Genomic DNA, 22213 nt, shown 5'->3' with positions numbered 1-22213 from the left:
ATGAATAAAGAGAAGTGACCATGAATACAACAAATACTGCACCCGCACCAGGGGTCTCATTTATCGCCCGTAACAAGAAAAATATGCACAAATACGGCATCATTCTGGCGTTCTTTGTGTTGTGTCTGATTGTGGCGGTTGTCGGTGAAGTTCAGGTCGCCCGCGGCGAATGGACCAATAACTACTTTCTGAGTCAGGACAACATGCTGATTATCCTGCGTCAGATTTCCATCAACGGTATTCTCGCCATCGGGATGACCTTCGTCATCATCACCGCCGGTGTTGACCTCTCTGTCGGTTCGGTGCTGGCACTGAGCGGCATTGTGGCGGCGCGGTTTGCCACCAGCAATACCGGTCTGGCTATCGGTGATACCGCCAATGCCGTGATGATCCCGATGATTATCGCGCTCGGCATCGGTATCATTTGTGGTCTGCTTAACGGGACGATTCTGGCGAAATTCAACCTTCAGCCGTTTATCGTCACCATGGGGATGCTGTCTGCGGCACGCGGTCTGACCCTGCTGACCACTGACGGTAACCCGGTTTCCCAGCTCAACAGCGATTTCCGCTGGCTGGGTAACGGCTATATCCTGGATATCCCGGTACCGGTGGTGATCCTGGCCGTTATCTTTATTCTCGCCTGGATTTTACTCAATAAAACCACCTTCGGCCGTTATGTGTATGCCGTCGGCGGTAACCCGAAAAGCGCCAGAACCTCCGGGATCAGCGTGATTAAAATTAAAGTGCTGGTTTACACCCTGTGCGGCGCGTTAGCCGGTATTGCGGGTCTGATTCTCACCGCCCGTACCGGGTCAGCACAGACCAGTGCCGGCAGTGCCTACGAGCTGGATGCGATCGCCGCGGTGGTTATCGGCGGCACCAGTATGGCCGGTGGCGTGGGTACCTTAGTCGGCACCCTGTTCGGTGTGTTAATTATCGGTGTGATGAATAACGGTCTCGACCTGCTGGGCGTACAGTCGTATTACCAGCAGATTATCAAAGGCGCATTAATTGTTATCGCCGTACTTTTGGATCCGTCACGTAAGCAACGCCGTGACTGATGGCAGTACCGCGCGGATTCTTTCAGTTTAAGGCCAACACCGCCACAGGCTGAAGGATGAAGCGTAAAAAAGACGAAAACAGCAAAAAACAAAAGCAAAACTACCCTACACAATGAAGGAATGACCATGAAAAAACTGACCAAAATCGCTGCACTGACAGCCCTGATGATGGGCGGACAGGCATTTGCGGCACAGGACAACCCGGTGAAAATTGCCGTTCTGATGTACGGCATGAAAGCTGAATTTGTCCAGTTAATGGAAAAATCCGCAAAAGAGCATCCGGCTGTGAAAAACGGTGAAGCGATCATCACAGTTTATGATGGCCGTTATGACCCGATGGTGCAGAACAACCAGGCGGAAACCGCAATCCAGACCAAATCCGACGCTATCATCATCAACCCGATGGATTATGAAGCGAATATCGACGTGGTCACCATGGCAAATGACGCCAAAATCCCGGTTATCGTCACCAACGCCCGTCTGAACACCGATAAAATGACCGCAGAAGTGGTATCTGATGATGTCCTCGGCGGTTATATGGAAGCCAAAGCCGTTCTGGCAAAAATGAACTGTGAAGGTAACGTGGTGATTATCGAAGGGCCGAAAGGCGGCAGCGGTGAAATTCAGCGCGGCGAAGGTAATGACAAAGCGATTGCGGAATGTGGTCCGGGTAAAGTGAAAGTGCTGGAGCGCAAAACCGCTAACTGGTCACGCGCGGAAGCGATGCCGCTGATGGAAAACTGGTTGCAGAAACACCGTGGTAAAATCGATGGTGTCATCGCTCAGAACGACGAAATGGCACTGGGTGCGATTGAAGCAATCAAATCTGCCGGTCTGAATGTGAATGATTTCGCCATTGCCGGTGTTGACGGCGTATCTGATGCTATCCGCTCTGTTCAGGAGGGCGAAATGGTCTCTATCCTCCAGGACGCGAATGCACAGATGCAGGGTTCTATCGACCTGGCGATGAAAGCGGTCAAGGGCGATAAATACGAGCCACAGTCCCAAATCTGGGTTCAGTATGCTGACCAGCTGAAATGGAATGACGGTAAAGACAAACGTTACGCGATTCCGTGGACTCAGGTCACCAAAGAAAACGCACAACAGTTACTGGATGCCCGTCAATAAATACACTCCCGCCGTCTTCTTGTGAAGGCGGCGTTTTTTTATCCGTAATCTTCCCTGTTCAGGCGGTTTTATATACCATTCAAAAAAATCATGTCCGGAACGCGGCATGAACCACTGAATATCCTGTAACGCCATTTTCACTCTTTCCCTCACTCTGATTCACCGTATGATAGTCGTATCTGCCGGATAAATACGTGATAAGAAATGATGGATGACAGAGAAAAGGCGGTTGAAAAAGTCAGAAAGCTGATGTCTCTTGCCGAAAATGCCGGTAATGAGAATGAAGCCGCGAACGCCTTTTCAAAAGCGCGGATCTTCATGAAAAAATACCGCCTTGAGTTATCTGATATCTATTCCGCAGAACCCTCTCCGCCGCCGCCAGCACCACCCCGCAGAAAAACACCGCCCCGCCCGCTGACCCCGGAAGAGCAGCACCGGGAAATGACACGACTGCAACAGCAGGAAGAGGAGCGGCTGCGGGCATTTCAGAAAGTGGCAGAGCAGCAACAGCAACGGAAACAGCAGAGAGAACGGGAACAGCAGGCACTGCGCGAGCTGGAAAAACGCAGGGCGCAGCAATCCGGCCATGATACGCCGCCCGCCCCCTGCCCTGAACCTGAAACCGTGGCTCCGCCGGTACCGCCGGCTCAGCCGCGCCGTCCGCCGGAAAAGGAGCCGCGCCCGGTCAGATCGCGCGTCACCGGCCCGGCACTGATTTTCATCATACTGCTGTTATTTGTGGTGTATATCCTGTATTTACAGTAAATGGTCAGCCGGGATCAACACCGGTGACACACGAAATACCGAGAATTTCCCGCGCCAGTGTATTCCAGGCCAGACAACTGCGGCTCTGATACCCTTTCACATTAGCCAGCGCGAGATCATAAGAGAGTACCGGGTCCGCCACACTGACCGCCGCCAGCCCGTCTGTCCGGTGAGCGCGCCACATACTTTCCGGCAACAGTGTTACGCCGACCCCGGCACTGACCATCGCCATGATCAGATCCAGATGGTTACTTCGGCCTGCCACCGCCGGTTTGTAATGATAAATACCGCAGGCGTTGCGGATAAGTTCATTGATACGGAAATCGTCGGAAAACAGGACAAATTTTTCATCCGTTAATTCACGGAAGCTCACCTGCTCACTCTCTGCCAGCCGGTGCCGGGTATTCACCAGCAGCATCAGACGATCCGTTGCAAAGCGCTGTAAATCAAAGCGGGTATCATCAAACGGCAGCATCACCGCCGCCGTCTCGACACTGCCTTCCGCCATAGCCTCAGACATCTGCTCTGTTCCGAGTTCAAAAATCTTCAGTTCCGCCTGCGGATGACGGGTACTGAACGCCATAATGATCCCGGCAAAATAGGTTGAGGCGATAACCGGCGGTAATCCGACATTCAGGGTACCGGTCAGCGGGCCGGATTTATCCTGTAACGCTTTGTTCATACTGTTAAACTGCGCCAGAATACGGGTTGCGTGATCAAACAGAACCGCGCCCTCGTCTGTCAGCCGGACACCATCCGGTTCCCGTGTCAGCAGGGTAAATCCCAGTTCATCCTCCAGGCGGAGAATACTGCGGCTGATGGCCGGTTGTGTCACAAACAGAGCATCCGCCGCCCGGCTGAATCCGTTAAGCTGCACCACTTCCGTAAAATAGCGCAATGTCCGTATATCCATACCTGTCACCTATTACCTTTTGTTATAGCCCCGATGAGTATAAACCATTTCCTGTTTGCCGTAATTCCCGCTAAAACTCATTCATATTGTTAATCATTTAAAGCTGATAAATCAGCCACTGTATTACCGGAGAACATCATGACAAAAACCGTCATCGAACATGTACTGGGCCGCTTACAGGACTTAGGTATCCGCCATGTCTTTGGTGTGGCGGGAGATTTTGCTTTCCCGATTGAGGACGCTGTCTGTGAAAGCCGGACTATGCAATGGATGGGTAACTGTAACGAACTGAACGCCGCCTATGCGGCTGACGGCTATGCGCGGGTTAACGGCATGGCGGCCCTCTCCACCACATTCGGGGTCGGGGAACTGAGTGCTATTAACGGTATTGCCGGATCGTATGCGGAAAATCTGCCGGTTTTTCATCTGGTCGGCATGCCCGCCAGCGGTGTGCAGAAGCGTGGTCGTCTGGTGCATCACACACTGGGCGATGGTAATTTCAGCCTGTTCTATGAGCTGGGACAGCGCCTTTCCTGTGCCCATGCCGTTATGACCCCGGAGAATTGTGTGGCGGAGACAGAACGCCTGATTGCTGCCGCGCTGCGTGAGCGCCGTCCGGTCTATATGGGCTTCCCGTTTGATTACGCCACACAGCCGGTTCAGATGCCGGAACACCTTACCGCACCGGCACAACCGGTCAGTGACAAAACCGCGCTCACGGAGGCAGTTGCCGCGATCAGGGCAAAACTGGCGGACAGTCCGTCTGCCTGTATCCTGCCGGGCATGCTGGCCGCACGTTCCGGACTGATTGATGACGTACAGGCGCTAATCCGTCAGACCGGGCTACCGTACGCCACCATGTTTATGGATAAAGCCATCATCAGTGAATCCGACCCGCATTACGCCGGGATGTATAACGGTCAGCTGATGAATCCGCAGGTCAGGGAATTTGTTGAAAACAGTGACTGTGTGCTGGGTATCGGCGCGGTGATGACAGACTTTAACACCGGCAGTTTTACCGCTGATATCGCACCGGAAAAACGGATCAGCATTATGGCGGATCATGTCCGCATCGGCTCAGCGGTGTATCAGAATGTGTATATGCGGGATTTGCTGCCTGCCCTGACCGCCGTACTGCCGCACCGGGAATGTCATATTCCGGCAGCCACCGGGCTGGGTAAACCGGTGGCTGATGCTGCCGGTAATATTACCCCGCAGTATCTGTATCCCCGTTTTGAGCAAATGTTCAGAAAAGACGACATTATCATCGCTGAAACCGGTACCGTTTCGATGGGATTAGGGTTTGCGCTGCTGCCGGAAGGGGCACAATTCCATAACCAGACGTTATGGGGTTCTATCGGCTGGGCAACACCAGCAGCCGTTGGTGCAGCCGTTGCGGCGCCTGATCGCAGACTGATTTTGATCACCGGCGAAGGCTCACACCAGCTGACCGCCCAGGAAATCAGTCAGTTTGGCCGTTTTGGTCTGAAACCGCTTATTTTTGTGCTGAATAATGACGGCTATCTCATTGAGCGCCTGCTGTGCAAAGACCCGGAAGCTGTTTATAACGACCTGCCGCAGTGGCGTTACGTGCAACTGCCGCAGGCACTGGGATGCGATAACTGGTATTGCCGCCGCGTTACCACCTGCGCGGAACTGGATGAGGCAATCCGGGAAGCGGAAACCGGTGACCGCGCCGCGTATATTGAAATCATTACAGAGCGCTATGCCGCCTCCGACCTGGCAAAAAAACTCGGTGAATCCGTGGCAACACTGTACTCGTTTTAACTCACCGGCAATCCGGATACAGCCCCGGATTAGCCTGTACCGGATTGCGCCGGATAACATACGGACAGATACACCCCTGTTTTTTGTTATCCCTTCACCAGAATCACTTCTGTACCGATCCGGCGCAATCCGGTCAGGCTTTCTTCGGGAATACCGTCATCAGTAATAATGGTATCAATACGCTGGGTATCGATTATTTTATGCAGGCTGGAGCTATTAAATTTACTGGAATCCGTCACCACCACAATATGCCCGGCCACTTCACACATCCGCCGGTTAAGACGCGCCTCATCTTCATTATGCGTGCTGATGCCGCGCTCAAGATCAATCGCATCCACCCCGAGAAACAGCATATCAAAGTGATAATTCTGTAATGACTGCTCCGCCTGGTCGCCGTAAAAAGAGAGCGACTGACGCCGCAGCTGACCGCCGGTCATCAGCAACTCCACGCCCGGCGCGTCCAGCAGGGCATTCGCCACATTCATGCCGTTGGTCATCACAATCGTGTCCTGATGGTGGCGCAGCTGACGGGCAATTTCACAGGTCGTGGTGCCGGAATCCAGAATCACACGCAGCCCCGGCCGGATAAGGTCGGCTGCTACCGCCGCAATATCGCGTTTGATGGTCGTGTGGCGGGTGCTTTTATCTTCCAGCGACGGTTCGCTGACCGGTGAAACCCCCTCACAAATCAGTGCGCCGCCATAAGCACGCACCGCGATCCCCTGCTTTTCAAGGAAAGCGAGATCATTGCGGATAGTCACGGTGGAAACACGGAACTGCTGCGACAGCGCATTAACCTGAACACTGCCGTGGGCGCGCAGAAGCTGGATGATATGCTCACGCCGCTCGCTCGTTCCCATCACCCGGTTATCCGTCCCGGCATCCGGACTGTTCATGATTTTATCCTTAACATTCATTTAAAAAATCTTTCGTTTCATTTCGTTTGGCATATTAACGCTTTTCTTTGTACAGAATGCAAGCCCATAAAAAGGGTGAACCCCGGATTACTCAGGAACAAACACTTTCATTATATTTCTTTTGTGATGAAGATCCGGATTTCACAACCTTTCATTTTGTTTTCTTTTTTCTCTATAGCAGTATGTTATTCAGACATCGAAACAAAAACAAACCACATCCGGCTGTAAGGAGAGGAAAGTGAAACTTTTAACTGATATCGTTGCCCGTCACAAACGGTGTGAGAAAACAGGGATTTATGCTGTCTGTTCTGCCCATCCGTATGTTCTGAAAGCAGCGGTATGTTTTGCCCGTGAACAACAGACGCCGTTACTGGTTGAAGCAACCTCCAATCAGGTCGATCAGTTCGGCGGTTATACCGGCATGACCCCGGCAGATTTCCGTGATTTTATGTGGACACTCGCCGATGAACATCACTTTTCCCGCGAAGACCTGATCCTCGGCGGCGACCACCTCGGGCCGAACCGCTGGCAGAACGAACCGGCTGAAGAGGCGATGGCAAAAGCCGATGAGCTGATCCGCACGTATGTTGCCGCTGGGTTCAAAAAAATTCACCTCGACTGCAGTATGTCCTGTGCCGGTGATCCGGTACCGCTGACGGATGAAATCGTCGCACAGCGTGCCGCCCGCCTGGCGGTGATTGCGGAAGAAACCTGTGAAAAACATTTCGGCGTCCGCGATCTGGTGTATGTGATTGGTACAGAAGTACCGGTGCCGGGCGGGGCTCACGAAGAGCTGAATGAGCTGGCGGTTACCACGCCGCAGGCCGCATCCGCCACTATTGCCGCACATCAGAACGCATTTGCGCAGCATCAGCTCACGGATATCTGGCCGCGCATTACCGGGCTGGTGGTACAGCCGGGGGTGGAATTTGATCATAATAATGTTATTGATTACCGTCCGGAAAAGGCCCGCGCACTGAGTGAGATGATTACGCATCATGACCACCTTGTGTACGAGGCGCATTCCACCGATTACCAGACCCCGCAGGCACTCAGTCAGCTGGTGAACGATCACTTTGCGATTCTGAAAGTCGGCCCCGGCCTGACCTTCGCCCTGCGTGAAGCGCTGTATGCTCTCGCCGGTATTGAAGATGAGCTGGTTGCTCCGGCGGTACGTTCCGGGCTGCGTCAGGTGCTGGAAGATGTCATGCTGAAACAACCGGGTTACTGGCAGAGTTATTACACCGGTGATGAGCAGACCCGCCGCCTTGCCCGCAGCTACAGCTATTCCGATCGCATCCGCTATTACTGGCCGGATGAGACCATCAGTGCGGCAGTAACCCGTCTGCTGGAAAACCTGACAGAAACGGCGATCCCGCTGCCGCTGATCAGCCAGTATCTGCCGTTACAGTATCCGCTGGTACGCGCCGGAACGATTTCCGCCGCACCGGACGAATTAATCATCGCACACATTCAGACTGTGCTGCGTCACTATCACGATGCCTGCCGATAAGAGCGAGAAACAGCCATGCCAAATATTGTGTTAAGTCGTATTGATGAACGGTTAATCCACGGACAGGTTGGAGTCCAGTGGGTGGGATTTGCCGGTGCCAATCTGGTGCTGGTCGCCAATGATGAGGTGGCGGAAGATCCGCTGCAGCAAAACCTGATGGAAATGGTGCTGACGGAAGGGATTGCCGTGCGTTTCTGGCCGCTGCAAAAAGTGATCGACAATATTCATAAAGCCGCTGACCGCCAGAAAATTCTGCTGGTCTGCAAAACCCCGGCAGATTTTCTGACCCTGGTGAAAGGCGGTGTTCCGGTGGAACGCATTAACGTCGGCAATATTCACTATACCGAAGGAAAACGTCAGATTGCCAAAACTGTGTCTGTGGATGAGGCGGATATCGCCGCATTCCGCGGGCTTAACGAGGCCGGTGTCGCCTGTTATATCCAGGGCGTACCGACAGAACCGGCGCAGGATCTGTTTAAACTGCTCTGAGGATACATGTATGGAAATCAGTCTGTTACAAGCTATCGCTCTCGGGCTGGTAGCCTTTATTGCCGGATTGGATCTGTTTAACGGACTCACGCACATTCACCGTCCGGTGGTGCTGGGACCGGTGGTCGGTCTGATCCTCGGCGATCTCAATACCGGGATCCTGACCGGCGGGACACTGGAACTGGTCTGGATGGGACTCGCGCCGCTGGCCGGTGCCCAGCCGCCGAACGTGATTATCGGAACCATTGTCGGTACCGCGTTTGCTATCTCCACCGGGGTCAAACCGGAAGTGGCGGTCGGTGTTGCAGTCCCGTTTGCCGTGGCAGTGCAGATGGGGATCACCTTCCTGTTCTCGGTGATGTCCGGTGTGATGTCCCGCTGCGACAAAATGGCTGCCAATGCCGATACCAGGGGGATTGAGCGCATCAACTACCTCGCCCTGCTGGCGCTCGGTACGTTCTATTTTCTCTGTGCCTTCCTGCCGATCTATTTCGGGGCGGATCACGCCAAAACCCTGATTGATGTACTCCCTGCACGCTTAATTGACGGCCTGGGTGTCGCGGGCGGCATTATGCCTGCCATCGGGTTTGCCGTTCTGCTGAAAATCATGATGAAAAATGCCTACATTCCTTATTTCATTCTGGGATTTGTCGGCGCTGCCTGGCTTCAGCTGCCGGTTCTGGCAATCGCCGCCGCCGCACTTGCGATGGCAATGATCGATTTCGTCCGCAAACCGGCAGAAAGCGAACCGGCACAACCGTCACACGAGGAATTTGAAGATGGCATCTGAAAAAAATCATTCATCTGCCGCAGAAGCGGAAACCTTACTGCCGGCAGACTGTAACCAGAACGTGTATGAAGATCAGAGCACCGGTGCGGAACTGACCCGCAAAGATATCAACCGGGTCGCGTGGCGCTCCCTGCTGTTACAGGCCTCCTTTAACTATGAGCGGATGCAGGCGGCGGGCTGGCTGTACGGATTATTGCCCGCACTGAAAAAAATCCACACCAATCCGCGTGATCTGGCGCGTTCCATGAAAGGCCATATGGGGTTCTTCAACACGCATCCTTTCCTGGTGACGTTTGTTATCGGCATCATCCTGGCAATGGAACGCTCCAAACAGGATGTAAACAGTATCCAGAGCACCAAAATTGCTGTCGGTGCACCACTGGGCGGGATCGGTGATGCTATGTTCTGGCTGACCCTGCTGCCTATCTGCGGCGGTATCGGTGCCAGCCTCGCCTTGCAGGGATCGATTCTCGGTGCAGTGGTGTTTCTGGTGATGTTTAACGTTGTCCATTTCGGCCTGCGTTTCGGCCTGGCGCACTATGCTTACCGGATGGGGGTTGCCGCCATTCCGCTTATCAAAGCCAATACCAAAAAAGTCGGCCATGCGGCCTCGATTGTCGGGATGACCGTAATCGGCGCGCTGGTGGCAACGTATGTACGGCTCTCAACCACACTGGAAATCACCGCCGGTGATGCGGTCGTGAAATTACAGAGTGATGTGATTGATAAGCTGATGCCTGCTTTCCTGCCGCTGGTATACACCCTGTCAATGTTCTGGCTGGTGCGCCGTGGCTGGAGCCCGCTGCGCCTGATCGTACTGACCGTGGCGCTGGGTATCATCGGCAAATTCGCCCATTTCCTGTGATAAGAGGAGCAACTGATGCCGGGAATTATTTTATGTGGTCACGGGGGCTTTGCCTCCGGACTGGAAAAAGCCATGTTACAGATTATCGGGGAGCAGGAGGATTTCGCGGCGGTTGATTTTCCGGCGGAATCCACCACCGCCCGCCTGACACAGGAACTGGAAGCCGCACTGGCGCTGATGTCACACTGCGACAGTGTGATTTTCCTGACCGATATCCTCGGCGGTACCCCGTTCCGTGTGGCTGCCACCCTGTCACAGGGCCGGGAAGACCGCGAAGTGATCACCGGCACCAATCTGCAGCTGCTGCTGGAAATGGCACTGGAGCGGGATTCGCTCTCTCCGGCTGAATTCCGCCGTGAAGCACTGGCCTGCGGACACCGCGGATTAACCAGCCTGACGGACGAGTTACTGCGCGAACGCTGCTGTGAAACGGAGGATGAAGGCATATGATCCGGCAAATCCGTGCCCGCCGGGTACTGACAGAATACGGCTGGCGGGAAAACCAGGCGGTGGCAGTATCAGACGGCATCATTACCGCCATCACGCCGCTGGCGGCAAAAGAAGCACAGTTTGATGCGGAGCAGCTCTGCCCGGCCTACATCGATACTCATGTCCACGGCGGGCAGGGTATGGATGTGATGGATGATAACCCGCAGGCACTGAAAACCATTGCCGCTTTCAAGGCACAACAGGGGGTCGCTGCGTGGCTCGCCACCACGGTGACCGCCCCGCTGCCGGATCTGGGCAGCACTCTCGCACGGATCGCCCGTTACTGTCAGCAGCAGACCACCACAGAACCAGTGGCGGAAGTGCTCGGCAGTTATCTGGAAGGGCCGTATTTCACGCCGCAGAACAAAGGCGCACACCCGCCGGAACTGTTCCGTGAATTACACATCAGTGAGCTGGATACCCTGATTGCCGATGCGCAGGGCACACTGAAAGTGGTCGCGCTGGCACCGGAAAAACCGGACGCACTGAATGCCATCCGCCATCTGAAACAGCGCGGGCTGAATGTGATGCTCGGCCACAGTGCCGCCACGTATGAACAGACCCTGGCGGCACTTGATGCCGGGGCTGACGGGCTGGTTCACTGTTTCAACGGCATGACCGGCCTGCATCACCGCGAACCGGGCATGGCGGGAGCCGGATTATCCGACCCGCGCGCCTGGCTGGAGCTTATCGCTGACGGGCATCATGTCCACCCGGCAGTGATGCGGATTGTCTGTCAGTGTGCCGCACACCGCACGGTGCTGATCACCGATGCCATGCGGGCGGCCGGACAGCCGGACGGCATTTATGATATCTGCGGCCATGATGTCACCATGAAAGCGGGCATTGTCCGGACCGCCTCCGGCGGTCTGGCGGGCAGCACCCTGGCACTGGATGACGCGGTCAGCCGGATGATCAGTGATACCGGTACGCTGCCGGAAACCGCCATCCGCATGGCCTCTCTGCAACCGGCACAACTGCTGGGGATCACCGCAACACACGGCAGTATCTCCCCCGGAAAACGGGCGCACTTCAATGACCTGAACAGTGACTGGCGGGTAACACAAACCTGGATCCACGGGCAGCCGGTACGCTGATTTTCTTTCATTCTGAGGTGCGGTTCTCTCTGCACCTTTCTTTTCCTTATGATTATCCGCCGGGTATTTTTATATAACTAACTAATAAACAATAGCTTAATCATTTCACTTGTGGTGTAAGTCACACTTTTCGTTTTCTTTTCATTACTGCATTGATCCTTCGTTTTCCTTCCTGTAAATTGAAATTAAACCTCAAAACGAAACCAACCGAAAGGTAATGACGGATCGAGTGATCTTTTGATTCATTTCACTTTCGGCTGAACGTCATGTAAAGGATGAAGCTATGCACGACCCTCTTTCTGCCGCCACACCCCGCTATTCCACCTGGACGGAAACGGAGATCCGCCAGCAACCTGATTGCTGGATGAGTGCATTACACTCAATCGACTCACAACGCGCACAGCTGGATGCCTTTCTCGCGCCGCTGCTGGCGCAGGACAACCTGCGTATCATTCTGACCGGTGCCGGAACCTCCGCCTTTATCGGTGAGATGATTTCTCCCGTACTGCGCCGCCTGACCGGCAAAAGCGTCACGGCGATCCCGACAACCGACATCGTCACCAATCCGGCGGATTATCTGCCTGAGCAGCAACCGGTACTGCTGGTTTCCTTTGCCCGTTCCGGTAACAGCCCGGAAAGCGTTGCCGCGTTTGATCTTGCTAATCAGTGTGTTGCCCGCTGTTCGCATCTGGTGATCACCTGTAATAAAGAGGGGCATCTGTACCAGCGTGTACAGGGCAGTGATAACGGTTTTGCCCTGCTGATGCCGCCGCAGACCAATGACAACGCCTTTGCCATGACCAGCAGCATTACCTCCATGATGTGCAGCTGCCTCGCCGCCCTCGCCCCGCAGACGTTCAGCACAGAACGCTTTGCCATTGTGGCGCAGCGGGCGCGGGATATTCTCGCCGCGCATGGCAGCAGCGGACAGATTCTGCCGGGTAATGATGCTTTTAAACGCGTGGTTTACCTCGGCAGCGGCAGCTTCCAGGGCCTGGCGCGGGAATCCGCCCTCAAACTGCTGGAACTGACCGCCGGGCAAATTGCCGCCTTTTATGACACGCCGACCGGCTTCCGCCACGGCCCGAAATCGCTGGTCGATGGCGATACCCTGGTGGTTGTGTACATCTCAAACCAGCCCTACACCCGTCAGTATGATTTGGATCTGCTGGCTGAACTGCGCCGCGACCGGATCGCCAAACAGGTGGTCGCAATAGCCGATCGGCCGGATGATGCCATCAGCGCCGGGACACACTGTTATCTGCCTGCCGGTGATGCCCTCAGCGATACAGAACTGCTGTTCTGTTTCCTGCCGTATGCACAGTTATTTGCCCTCAGTCAGTCTGTCAGAACCGGGATCACACCGGATACCCCGTCTGCCAGTGGCACCGTTAACCGCGTTGTTCAGGGCGTGACTATTCACCCCTTCAATAATCAGAACACAGGAGCGTAATCATGGGGATCATCTCAACCAAATATCTGCTTACACATGCACAGGCCAACGGTTATGCGGTTCCGGCATTTAATATCCATAATGCCGAAACGATTCAAGCCATTCTGGAAGCCTGTGCGGAACTGCGCGCACCGGTGATTCTGGCGGGTACACCGGGCACCTTTAAGCACATCAGTTTCCCGGAAATCTATGCCTTGTGTGATGCCTATTCCCGCTCATTTTCCATGCCGGTCGCCCTGCATCTTGACCATCACGAAACCCTTGACGATATCCGCACCAAAGTCGGCCAGGGTGTGCGCAGTGCCATGATCGACGGCAGCCATTTCCCGTTTGAGGAGAATGTCGCGCTGGTCAAATCCGTGGTGGATTTCTGCCACAGTCAGGATTGCAGCGTGGAAGCGGAACTCGGCCGTCTCGGCGGCGTCGAGGATGATATGGATGTGGATGCGGAAAGTGCCTTTCTGACCTCCCCGGATGAAGCGCGCCGTTTTGCGCAGCTGACCGGCATCGACAGCCTGGCGGTGGCTATCGGTACCGCTCACGGCCTGTATACCAGCCGTCCGAAAATTGATTTTGCGCGGCTGGAAAAAATCCGCAGCATCACGGATATCCCGCTGGTACTGCACGGCGCGAGTGATGTGCCGGATGCGGATGTCCGCCGTACCATTGAGCTGGGGGTGTGCAAAGTCAATGTCGCCACCGAGCTGAAAATCGCGTTTGCCGGAGCGGTCCGCGCCTGGTTTGCGGAAAATCCGGAAGGTAACGATCCGCGCTACTACATGCGGGTCGGTATGGATGCCATGAAAGCGGTTGTCCGCGATAAAATCAGCGTCTGTGGTGCGGAAGGTCAGCTTCTGTAACCCGTCAGGCGGCACTGTGTTCCCCCGCAGTGCCGCCTTTTTCATCTGCGAAAAATAATAAAAAAACAACAATAAAAAAGACTGTTCCGTAACACCCCTTAACCAATAAATTATAAAGAAGCTGAGGAGTACTCTACGATGTCGCAGGAAAAGTCGTTTAAATCCAAACTCTGGGAATTTTTTCAAAGTCTCGGGAAAACCTTTATGTTTCCCGTCTCATTACTGGCTTTCATGGGGTTATTACTCGGGATAGGCAGTTCGGTCACCAGTCCTTCCGCTATCAGCAGTTTTCCGTTTCTCGGCAATGAATTTGTCCAGCTGACCTTTGGTTTTATGGCAATGGTCGGCGGCTTTGCCTTTACCTATCTGCCGGTGATGTTTGCCATGGCCATTCCGTTCGGGCTGGCAAACCGTAACAAAGCGGTCGGCGCCTTTGCCGGGTTTGTCGGCTATATGCTGATGAACATGAGCATCAATTATTACCTGACCGTCACCCACCAGCTTGCCGACCCGGCAATGATGAAGCAGGTCGGGCAGTCTGTGGTTCTCGGTATCCAGACCCTCGAAATGGGGGTGCTGGGCGGGATTGTGGTCGGCGTTATCACCTATTTTCTGCATGAGCGTTTCCAGGATACCGTCCTGCATGATGCTTTTGCATTTTTCGGCGGCATCCGTTTTGTACCGATTATCACCGCGCTGACCCTGTCACTGGTCGGCCTCGCGATCCCGTTCCTGTGGAAATATGTCGCCATGGGCATTGCCGGGATCGGCCATATCATTCAGAGTACCGATGTTTTCGGCCCGTTCCTGTACGGTGTCGGTGTGCTGCTGCTCAAGCCATTCGGGCTGCACCATATTCTGCTGGCCATGGTGCGCTTTACCCCGGCCGGGGGCACGGAATTTGTTGACGGCAATGAAGTCGCCGGAGCCCTGAATATTTTCTATGCCGAACTGAAGGCCGGTCTGCCGTTCAGCCCGCATGTCACCGCGTTCCTGTCACAGGGCTTTATGCCGACCTTTATCTTTGGTCTGCCCGCGGTGGCTTACGCTATCTACCGCACCGCAAAACCGGAGAACCGTCCGGTGATCAAAGGGTTATTACTTTCCGGGGTACTGGTTTCCGTCGTGACCGGAATTTCCGAGCCGATTGAGTTTCTGTTCCTGTTTATCGCGCCGGTGCTCTATATCTTCCACATTATTATGTCCGGTCTTGCCCTGCTGGTGATGGCACTGCTCGGCGTGACGATCGGGAACACTGACGGCGGGATTCTGGATCTGCTGATCTTCGGTATCATGCAGGGAACCGCCACCAAATGGTATCTGGTGTTCCCGGTCGGGATTATCTGGTTCGCTATCTACTTCTTTGTCTTCCGCTGGTACATTCTGAAGCATGATGTCAAAACACCGGGCCGTGAAGATGCCGCTGACGGCGCGGAACAGGCAGTGAAAGCCAATACAAAAGCACGCGGCAAAGCCAAATACGATCACAACCTGATCCTCACCGCGCTCGGCGGTAAAGAAAATATTGATTCGCTGGATAACTGTATCACCCGTCTGCGTCTGGTGGTGAAAGATATGGATAAGGTGGATCAGAAAACCCTGAAAGACGCCGGTGCCCTCTCTGTGGTGGTACTGGATGCCCACAGTGTGCAGGTGATTATCGGCCCGCAGGTGCAGAGTGTGAAATCCGGCATTGAAGCCTTAATTTAACAGGAACTGAGCATGTACGATTTTGATGAAATAATTGAGCGCAAAAGTGATCGCTGCCGGAAATGGGATCATCAGTATGTCTGTTCCCGTTTCGGGGATGTCCCGCAGGATTTCATTCCGCTGTGGATAGCGGATATGGATTTCAAATCCCCGCCCGCAGTGATTGAGCGGTTCACGCAGGTGGCACAGCACGGTACCTTCGGCTACACCTGGTGCTTTGATGAATTTTACGATGCGGTGATCCGCTTCCAGGCAGCGCGTCATCAGGTCACGGTTCAGCCGGAGTGGGTGACTCTCAGTTACGGCACGGTTTCCACCCTGCACTATCTGGTGCAGGCATTCTGTCAGCCCGGCGACTGCGTGATGATGAACACACCGGTGTATGATCCGTTTGCCCATGCGGTGACCCGGCAGAATGTGACGGTACTGACCAATCCGCTGGTGGCACGGGATAACCGCTATCACCTTGATTTTGACCATATTGAGGCGCAGATGCGCGAACACCGGCCGAAAGTCTGGCTGTTCTGCTCGCCGCATAATCCGTCCGGGCGTATCTGGACAGCAGCGGAGATCAAACAGGTCTCAGATTTGTGTCTGCAATACGGCGTGCTGCTGGTGATCGATGAGGTGCATGCGGAACATGTGCTGTACGGCAGCTTCACCGGCTGTCTGCGCCCCGGATGTGCGGCACCGGAGAACCTGATCCTGCTGACCTCGCCGAACAAAGCCTTTAACCTCGGCGGGCTGAAAACCTCCTACAGCATCATTCCGGACCCGGCACTGCGGGCACAGTTCCGCCGGCAGCTTGAGAAAAACTCGATTACCTCGCCTAACCTGTTCGGCGTATGGGGCATTATTGAGGCTTACAACCACGGCACTGACTGGCTGGATGAGCTGAACCGTTATCTGAGAGGCAATGCGGATTATCTGACACAGGCCGTGGCGGCACATTTCCCGGACTGGCAGATGATGCAGCCGGAGTCCTCTTACCTCGCCTGGGTTAATATCAGCGCCACAGGACGCACAGCGACAGATCTGACACTGGATTATGCCCGGCAGACCGGCGTGGTGGTTGAGGATGGCAGTCATTATGTGGCGGATGGTGAAGAGTATTTGCGGATTAACTTCGGTACGCCGCGCGCACTGCTGGCGGAAGCGGTAAACCGTCTGAAAAACGCCCGGTAACAGAAAAAAATTGGCGACCTTGCTGTATTCCGTCAACAGGGTCGCCATAATTACCGATGTTTTACCTTGTACTGACAACACTTAACTACCTTGATTTGTCATGCGTACTACAGTGAAAATCCATTTTCATCAGAGCATCGGGGCATGACACCTGTCCGCTCTTACTTCCTTGTAACGGTAAATTCCGTTTACCGTCCCCTTCCCGGGGTAAATCCGTTTATTACCTGTGGTGATAAAATACAGGCTCCCTGATAATACATCCGTGTGGTAAGTCCGTTTACACCGGCAACCTTGTCCGGTAACATCCGTTTATGTCCCTGAGGGATATATCCGTTATCCCGCTAAATCATTAAAAAATAATTCCTTTATTTTTTAAGATAATAACGTATCAGTCCGGTTATATTCGCATCCTTGCGGGTATATTACCTTATAACAATCCGGTTATAAGAAACATCTGTAATAACTGCATTTTTAATATTTCCAGGGGTATATCTGAATATTAACTTACAGATCATGTCAGACATGAAATTATAAAACAACACTTCGGTATTTAATTAAAATTGAGAATAATAACGTGAACACACTTTCAATCTACATTTAAAACATCTAAAGGCCAATAAGAAAAGACTCAATTTAAAACAAGTTCTGTATTTGCCTTACATATAACAAACATAACTCAGTTTCTTATTGCGATAAAGATTATCATCATAAAATATATCGTCAATAAGAAATGGATTAGCTTTATATGTAAATAGCGTGTTTTTTTCATCGTTATTCCTTTTATTAGTAATTCTTCTTCTTTCGCTTGTAACATAAAAAATCAACCATCAATGCAAATGCAGGATTAAATATCGAATTATCAGGATGGGGAGATGAAGAATCCGGGCAAGCATGTCATATGATTATTTTGATGAAATTTAAGACCGAATTTTTCCTTATGCTGCTTCTGTGTTTTTAGGATAATACTCATATGATGAATAAACGACCTCTTTATCAAAAGATACATAACATACTAATATAATTTATATTTTACATCTGCCGTTTTTTTTGCAATGAACAATAACAAGGCTGTCCGGTAACAAAAAAATAACAATGAAACATTAATTTATATAATGATGGCTCGTGTTATTACGTAATCCATTTTTACCTTTTTCCGTTTATTTAAGATAATTGTACATTCTTAATTGGTATATATTATTTAATAAACTAATGCCTAATATAATTCCATTAGCGAAAAATGGAAATATCTTATTTAAAGAAATTTTCATTAGCGGAATAGTCACTCTGCAGAATGCCTGAATGACCCGCATCCCTTTCCTGTGCTGGGTTCCGGGGGATACCATTATCACTGCCGTTTCATTATCAAAATGAGATGATATCATTCTCATACTGCACAAACCCTGTTCACACCGCTTTTTATCGGTCCGGCTGACCGTAGCGGAAAGCCCTTCGCAAATTCCGGTGATACATTTCACAAATCGCAGATGATTTAAGAGATCTCTCACATTTTTATTTCTTTGTCGCGCCGCTGGTTCAGTTATTGCTTTATTCCCTGTACCAAACGATCCGCTGAGGCCGACGTATGACCTCTCATTCCATTTATTATAAAGGAGAGAAGGATGTCAGATCTCAATCATCCAACCTCTGATCTAATCTATCAGCTGGACGACAAGCCCCCGTTTTTCCAGGCCCTTCTTGGTGCGGTAACCCATTTATTGGCCCTGTTTGTTCCGATGGTGATGCCTGCCCTGATTGTGGGCAAAGCCCTGGATTTATCCGCCGATACCACAGCCTATCTGGTTTCTATGGTCATGATTGCCTCCGGCATCGGTACCTGGATACAGGTTCACCGCTACGGCCCGATGGGCTCTGGCCTGTTATCTATTCAGTCCGTCAATTTCTCATTTGTGACTGCCATGATTGCCATCGGTACCGCCATGCGCAGTGACGGGATCCATGAAGAACTGATTTTGTCCTCTCTGCTCGGCGTCTCTTTCGCCGGTGCTTTCCTGGTTGTCGGTTCCTCTTTTGTACTGCCTTATCTGCGCCGGATAATCACCCCGACAGTCAGCGGCGTGGTGGTGCTGATGATCGGTCTGAGTCTTATCAAGGTCGGGATTATCGACTTCGGCGGCGGTTTCTCCGCCAAATCGGCCGGTACATACGGCAACTATGAAAATATCGGTGTGGGATTACTGGTTCTGCTGGTGGTGATTGGTTTTAACTGCTGCAAAAGTCCGCTGCTGCGGATGGGCGGGATCGCCATTGCCCTGGTGGCGGGCTACATTGCTTCGCTGTTCCTCGGACTGGTGGATTTCAGCACTTATCAGAACACCGCATTTATTACGGTCCCGGTGCCGTTTAAATTCGGCTTCTCATTTAATTTCACCCACTTCCTGGTGGTCGCCATTATTTATATCCTCAGCGTGCTGGAAGCGGTCGGCAACCTGACAGCGACAGCCATGGTGTCCAATCAGCCGATTAACGGTGAGGTGTACCAGAACCGGCTGAAAGGCGGTGTGATGGCGGATGGTGTGGTGTCCGTTATCGCGTCAGCTCTCGGCTCACTGCCGCTGACCACCTTTGCCCAGAACAACGGTGTGATCCAGATGACCGGTGTGGCCTCCAGTTATATCGGGCGCTTTATTGCTGTGATCCTGGTGTTCCTCGGCCTGTTCCCTAGTATCGGCTGGTTCTTTACCACCATTCCGGCACCGGTACTGGGCGGGGCAATGACACTGATGTTCTCCATGATCGCCATTGCCGGGCTGCGCATTATTATCTCCAACGGCCTGCGCCGCCGCGAAACCCTGATTGTGGCAACATCCCTGGGTCTCGGGCTGGGGGTTTCTTATGATCCGCAGATCTTCAGTATCCTGCCGCCGTCTTTATATATCCTTGCCGAGAACCCGATTTGCGTCGGCGGTCTGACGGCGATTATCCTGAATCTGCTGATCCCGGTCGGACAACCGCGTGGTGCAGCCAATGAGGAAGAGCCGGATGTGCTGGCAGAGGAGCTCGGGGCAATGCTGGATATCCCGGATGCAGAGCGGGACCTGCCGGATATGGCCATGAGTGCGGAGAACAAACGCGTTATCTGACCTCTCTGATTTTTGCCCGTAAAAAAACCGCGATAATAATTATCGCGGTTTTGTTTTTACGGCTTTCTGTTATGCGTTACTGACCATAGCCTGTGGTGACTGTGCCTGTTCATCGAACATACTCAGCATCTCGCGGGCGGCCTGACGACCGGCAGCCATAGCGGTGACCACCAGATCCGCGCCGTGTACCGCATCACCGGAAGCAAAGATTTTCGGGTTGGTGGTCTGATTACTCATGCGACCGTTGCCGCCGGTTTTAATCTGTCCCCATTTATCCAGCTGGACATTATAACCGCTGAGCCACGGCATCGGATGCGACTGAAAGCCGAACGCCATAATCAGCACATCCGCATCAAGGATAAATTCAGACCCTTCCACCGGTTTCGGACGGCGGCGGCCATCCGGCCCCGGTTCACCGAGTTGCGTACGGATAAGCCCGATACCGCTGACCGCCCCCTGTTCAGTGCGGTCAATAAACTGCGGCTGCACGTTATAGAGGAATTCCACCCCCTCTTCACGGGCGTTGATCACCTCTTTCTTCGAGCCCGGCATACTCGCCTCATCACGGCGGTAAGCGCAGATAACACTCTCAGCACCACGGCGGACAGCAGTACGGACACAGTCCATTGCGGTATCACCGCCGCCGAGTACCACCACTTTTTTCCCTTTCACATCAATCCACGGGTATTCATCCGCTACCGGCAGCCCCATCACCTCACGGGTACTGGCGATCAGGAACGGCAGTGCCTGCACCACGCCCGGGGAATCCTCATGCTCCAGCCCGGCTTTCATCATGCCGTAGGTGCCGACTCCCAGCAGTACTGCATCATACTCACTCATCAGACGGCTGAACGGGATATCTTTACCGACCTCACAGTTCAGACGGAAGGTGATCCCCATATCCGTGAAAATCTGCCGCCGCTGTGCCATCAGCTGCTTGTCCAGCTTGAACGGCGGGATCCCGAAGGTCAGCAGGCCTCCGATTTCAGGATGGCGCTCAAACACTTCCGCTTTCACTCCGGCACGGGTCAGCACATCCGCACAGCCAAGTCCGGCTGGCCCGGCACCGATAATCGCGACACGTTCCGGGCGCGGAACCACATCCTCCGCCACCGACGGACGCCAGCCCATCTCAAAAGCGGTATCCGTGATATAGCGTTCAATATTCCCGACAGTGACCGCGCCGCCGTGGTTACGCAGCGTACAGCGGCTTTCGCACAATCTGTCCTGCGGGCAGACCCGGCCGCAGATTTCCGGCAGTGAACTGGTCGAATTGCTCAGCTCCGCCGCCTCAATAATTTTACCTTCACGCACCAGACGGACAAAGTCCGGAATCGCGTTATGCAGCGGGCATGACATATTACACATCGCCTTTTGTGAGCAGTACAGACAGCGCTCACTTTCATAACCGGCACACTGTTCATTCAGCCCGATATAAATTTCGCCGAAATGATTTTTACGCAGTGCCGCACTCTGTTTCTGTGTTCCTTCACGCGGCGGACGTTTGAGGATCTCAAAACGGATTTCCGACTGACGCGCCTGATTGTATGCGCCGGTGGCTGCCCGCATCAGGCGATCATTGCGCAGGATCACCAGTTTCTGTTCATCCAGGATGCTGAGTGCGTTGGTCGGGCAGTTAGCCACACACGCGGGTGACCCGCCGGTGGTATCACATAAATCGCATTTCTGCGCCAGTTCGTGCGAGTGATCGAACGTCATCACCATTTCCATCGCCCCGAACGGACAGACCAGCACACAGCTTTTACAGCCGATACATTTTTCCTGATCCAGTTTGACAATATTGTCCGCCACATACAGGGCATCCACCGGGCAGGCAGCGGCACAGGGGGCGTCTTCACACTGGCGGCAGGTGACAGCGAGGCTGTCACTCTCTTTGAACATGACACGGATACGGGGGGTGTAATCACGGCTGTCATGTGGCCAGTGGTGATCATTATGCGCGACAACGCAGGCAATTTCGCAGGCGTGACATCCGATGCATTTCCGGCTGTCCGCAACAATACATTTATTCATGTTCACCTATCGCTTTCCGGGTTTTCAGTATTGGTAACCATGCAATAACCGGGCA

18 protein-coding genes are annotated in these 22213 nt (G+C 53.3%); 15 read left to right on the top strand and 3 right to left on the bottom strand.

Annotation, left to right across the window (positions count from 1 at the left end):
* Positions 1-20: 20 nt before the first annotated feature.
* The 3 genes from N7387_RS14595 (at position 21) to N7387_RS14585 (ending at position 2954) form a co-directional block, all read left to right on the top strand.
* Positions 21-1061 carry an ABC transporter permease gene (locus tag N7387_RS14595; RefSeq protein ID WP_025152700.1) on the top strand — a complete coding sequence of 347 codons (1041 nt, stop codon included), beginning with the start codon at positions 21-23 and terminating at the stop codon, positions 1059-1061.
* Between the two features lie 165 nt (positions 1062-1226).
* Positions 1227-2189, top strand: coding sequence for a substrate-binding domain-containing protein (locus N7387_RS14590; RefSeq protein ID WP_262859559.1), 963 nt, complete (start codon positions 1227-1229; stop codon positions 2187-2189).
* A 204-nt stretch (positions 2190-2393) separates the two neighbouring features.
* Entirely contained in the window at positions 2394-2954 is a 561-nt protein-coding gene (locus N7387_RS14585; protein ID WP_279799889.1) for a DUF2786 domain-containing protein, read from the top strand.
* Positions 2955-2958: 4 nt separating this feature from the next.
* Here N7387_RS14585 and N7387_RS14580 read toward each other — a convergent pair whose 3' ends face one another.
* Positions 2959-3867: a LysR family transcriptional regulator gene (locus N7387_RS14580; protein ID WP_279799888.1), complete on the bottom strand. Its 909-nt coding sequence runs from the start codon at positions 3865-3867 to the stop codon at positions 2959-2961.
* 138 nt (positions 3868-4005) lie between these two features.
* On the opposite strand from N7387_RS14580, the gene N7387_RS14575 reads away from it, so the two are divergent.
* Positions 4006-5655 carry a thiamine pyrophosphate-dependent enzyme gene (locus tag N7387_RS14575; protein WP_279799887.1) on the top strand — a complete coding sequence of 550 codons (1650 nt, stop codon included), beginning with the start codon at positions 4006-4008 and terminating at the stop codon, positions 5653-5655.
* Between the two features lie 86 nt (positions 5656-5741).
* Here the strand turns inward: N7387_RS14575 and N7387_RS14570 are convergent, their stop codons facing one another.
* Positions 5742-6551, bottom strand: coding sequence for a DeoR family transcriptional regulator (locus tag N7387_RS14570; RefSeq protein ID WP_025152695.1), 810 nt, complete (start codon positions 6549-6551; stop codon positions 5742-5744).
* A gap of 259 nt (positions 6552-6810) precedes the next feature.
* Here N7387_RS14570 and kbaZ point away from each other — a divergent pair, with 259 nt between their 5' ends.
* From kbaZ to N7387_RS14515, 11 genes are all read left to right on the top strand, one after another.
* The gene (gene kbaZ, locus N7387_RS14565; RefSeq protein WP_279799884.1) at positions 6811-8085 is read left to right on the top strand and encodes a tagatose-bisphosphate aldolase subunit KbaZ; all 1275 of its coding nucleotides are present in this window, start codon (positions 6811-6813) and stop codon (positions 8083-8085) included.
* A 15-nt stretch (positions 8086-8100) separates the two neighbouring features.
* A complete protein-coding gene (agaV, locus tag N7387_RS14560; RefSeq protein WP_004237714.1) occupies positions 8101-8574 on the top strand; it encodes a PTS N-acetylgalactosamine transporter subunit IIB in 474 nt (157 codons plus the stop codon).
* Between the two features lie 10 nt (positions 8575-8584).
* On the top strand, positions 8585-9364 hold the full coding sequence (gene agaW / locus N7387_RS14555; protein ID WP_004237713.1) for a PTS N-acetylgalactosamine transporter subunit IIC: 780 nt from the start codon (positions 8585-8587) through the stop codon (positions 9362-9364).
* Positions 9354-10229 (top strand): PTS N-acetylgalactosamine transporter subunit IID, encoded by an 876-nt coding sequence (gene agaE / locus N7387_RS14550; RefSeq protein ID WP_004237712.1) that lies wholly within the window; start codon positions 9354-9356, stop codon positions 10227-10229. The genes agaW and agaE overlap by 11 nt, the downstream gene beginning before the upstream one ends.
* A 15-nt stretch (positions 10230-10244) precedes the next feature.
* Positions 10245-10679 (top strand): PTS galactosamine/N-acetylgalactosamine transporter subunit IIA, encoded by a 435-nt coding sequence (agaF, locus tag N7387_RS14545; protein ID WP_279799880.1) that lies wholly within the window; start codon positions 10245-10247, stop codon positions 10677-10679.
* On the top strand, positions 10676-11815 hold the full coding sequence (nagA, locus tag N7387_RS14540; protein ID WP_279799878.1) for an N-acetylglucosamine-6-phosphate deacetylase: 1140 nt from the start codon (positions 10676-10678) through the stop codon (positions 11813-11815). Before agaF ends, nagA begins: the two co-directional genes overlap by 4 nt.
* A gap of 283 nt (positions 11816-12098) precedes the next feature.
* The gene (locus N7387_RS14535; protein WP_262862289.1) at positions 12099-13268 is read left to right on the top strand and encodes an SIS domain-containing protein; all 1170 of its coding nucleotides are present in this window, start codon (positions 12099-12101) and stop codon (positions 13266-13268) included.
* A gap of 2 nt (positions 13269-13270) precedes the next feature.
* Positions 13271-14128 carry a tagatose-bisphosphate aldolase subunit KbaY gene (kbaY, locus tag N7387_RS14530; protein ID WP_279799876.1) on the top strand — a complete coding sequence of 286 codons (858 nt, stop codon included), beginning with the start codon at positions 13271-13273 and terminating at the stop codon, positions 14126-14128.
* Between the two features lie 138 nt (positions 14129-14266).
* Positions 14267-15838, top strand: coding sequence for a maltose/glucose-specific PTS transporter subunit IIBC (malX, locus tag N7387_RS14525; RefSeq protein WP_279799874.1), 1572 nt, complete (start codon positions 14267-14269; stop codon positions 15836-15838).
* A 12-nt stretch (positions 15839-15850) separates the two neighbouring features.
* Entirely contained in the window at positions 15851-17023 is a 1173-nt protein-coding gene (locus tag N7387_RS14520) for a PatB family C-S lyase (RefSeq protein ID WP_279799872.1), read from the top strand.
* Between the two features lie 1619 nt (positions 17024-18642).
* Positions 18643-20124: a nucleobase:cation symporter-2 family protein gene (locus N7387_RS14515; protein ID WP_262883669.1), complete on the top strand. Its 1482-nt coding sequence runs from the start codon at positions 18643-18645 to the stop codon at positions 20122-20124.
* 69 nt (positions 20125-20193) lie between these two features.
* On the opposite strand, the gene N7387_RS14510 is transcribed toward N7387_RS14515, so the two are convergent.
* Positions 20194-22158 (bottom strand): FAD-dependent oxidoreductase, encoded by a 1965-nt coding sequence (locus N7387_RS14510; RefSeq protein ID WP_279799925.1) that lies wholly within the window; start codon positions 22156-22158, stop codon positions 20194-20196.
* Positions 22159-22213 lie beyond the last annotated feature (55 nt).

The organism is Morganella sp. GD04133 (assembly GCF_029835375.1).
Taxonomy (GTDB): domain Bacteria; phylum Pseudomonadota; class Gammaproteobacteria; order Enterobacterales; family Enterobacteriaceae; genus Morganella; species Morganella morganii_B.
This window is presented reverse-complemented; position numbering and strand designations above follow the sequence as displayed.

Coding starts and splice junctions, on each gene's coding strand:
- agaE (WP_004237712.1), top strand. CDS start 9,354: ATGGCATCTGAAAAAAATCATTCATCTGCCGCAGAAGCGGAAACCTTA.
- N7387_RS14570 (WP_025152695.1), bottom strand. CDS start 6,551: ATGAACAGTCCGGATGCCGGGACGGATAACCGGGTGATGGGAACGAGC.
- N7387_RS14510 (WP_279799925.1), bottom strand. CDS start 22,158: ATGAATAAATGTATTGTTGCGGACAGCCGGAAATGCATCGGATGTCAC.
- N7387_RS14585 (WP_279799889.1), top strand. CDS start 2,394: ATGATGGATGACAGAGAAAAGGCGGTTGAAAAAGTCAGAAAGCTGATG.
- nagA (WP_279799878.1), top strand. CDS start 10,676: ATGATCCGGCAAATCCGTGCCCGCCGGGTACTGACAGAATACGGCTGG.
- agaF (WP_279799880.1), top strand. CDS start 10,245: ATGCCGGGAATTATTTTATGTGGTCACGGGGGCTTTGCCTCCGGACTG.
- agaV (WP_004237714.1), top strand. CDS start 8,101: ATGCCAAATATTGTGTTAAGTCGTATTGATGAACGGTTAATCCACGGA.
- N7387_RS14520 (WP_279799872.1), top strand. CDS start 15,851: ATGTACGATTTTGATGAAATAATTGAGCGCAAAAGTGATCGCTGCCGG.
- kbaY (WP_279799876.1), top strand. CDS start 13,271: ATGGGGATCATCTCAACCAAATATCTGCTTACACATGCACAGGCCAAC.
- N7387_RS14515 (WP_262883669.1), top strand. CDS start 18,643: ATGTCAGATCTCAATCATCCAACCTCTGATCTAATCTATCAGCTGGAC.
- N7387_RS14575 (WP_279799887.1), top strand. CDS start 4,006: ATGACAAAAACCGTCATCGAACATGTACTGGGCCGCTTACAGGACTTA.
- N7387_RS14595 (WP_025152700.1), top strand. CDS start 21: ATGAATACAACAAATACTGCACCCGCACCAGGGGTCTCATTTATCGCC.
- malX (WP_279799874.1), top strand. CDS start 14,267: ATGTCGCAGGAAAAGTCGTTTAAATCCAAACTCTGGGAATTTTTTCAA.
- agaW (WP_004237713.1), top strand. CDS start 8,585: ATGGAAATCAGTCTGTTACAAGCTATCGCTCTCGGGCTGGTAGCCTTT.
- N7387_RS14580 (WP_279799888.1), bottom strand. CDS start 3,867: ATGGATATACGGACATTGCGCTATTTTACGGAAGTGGTGCAGCTTAAC.
- N7387_RS14535 (WP_262862289.1), top strand. CDS start 12,099: ATGCACGACCCTCTTTCTGCCGCCACACCCCGCTATTCCACCTGGACG.
- N7387_RS14590 (WP_262859559.1), top strand. CDS start 1,227: ATGATGGGCGGACAGGCATTTGCGGCACAGGACAACCCGGTGAAAATT.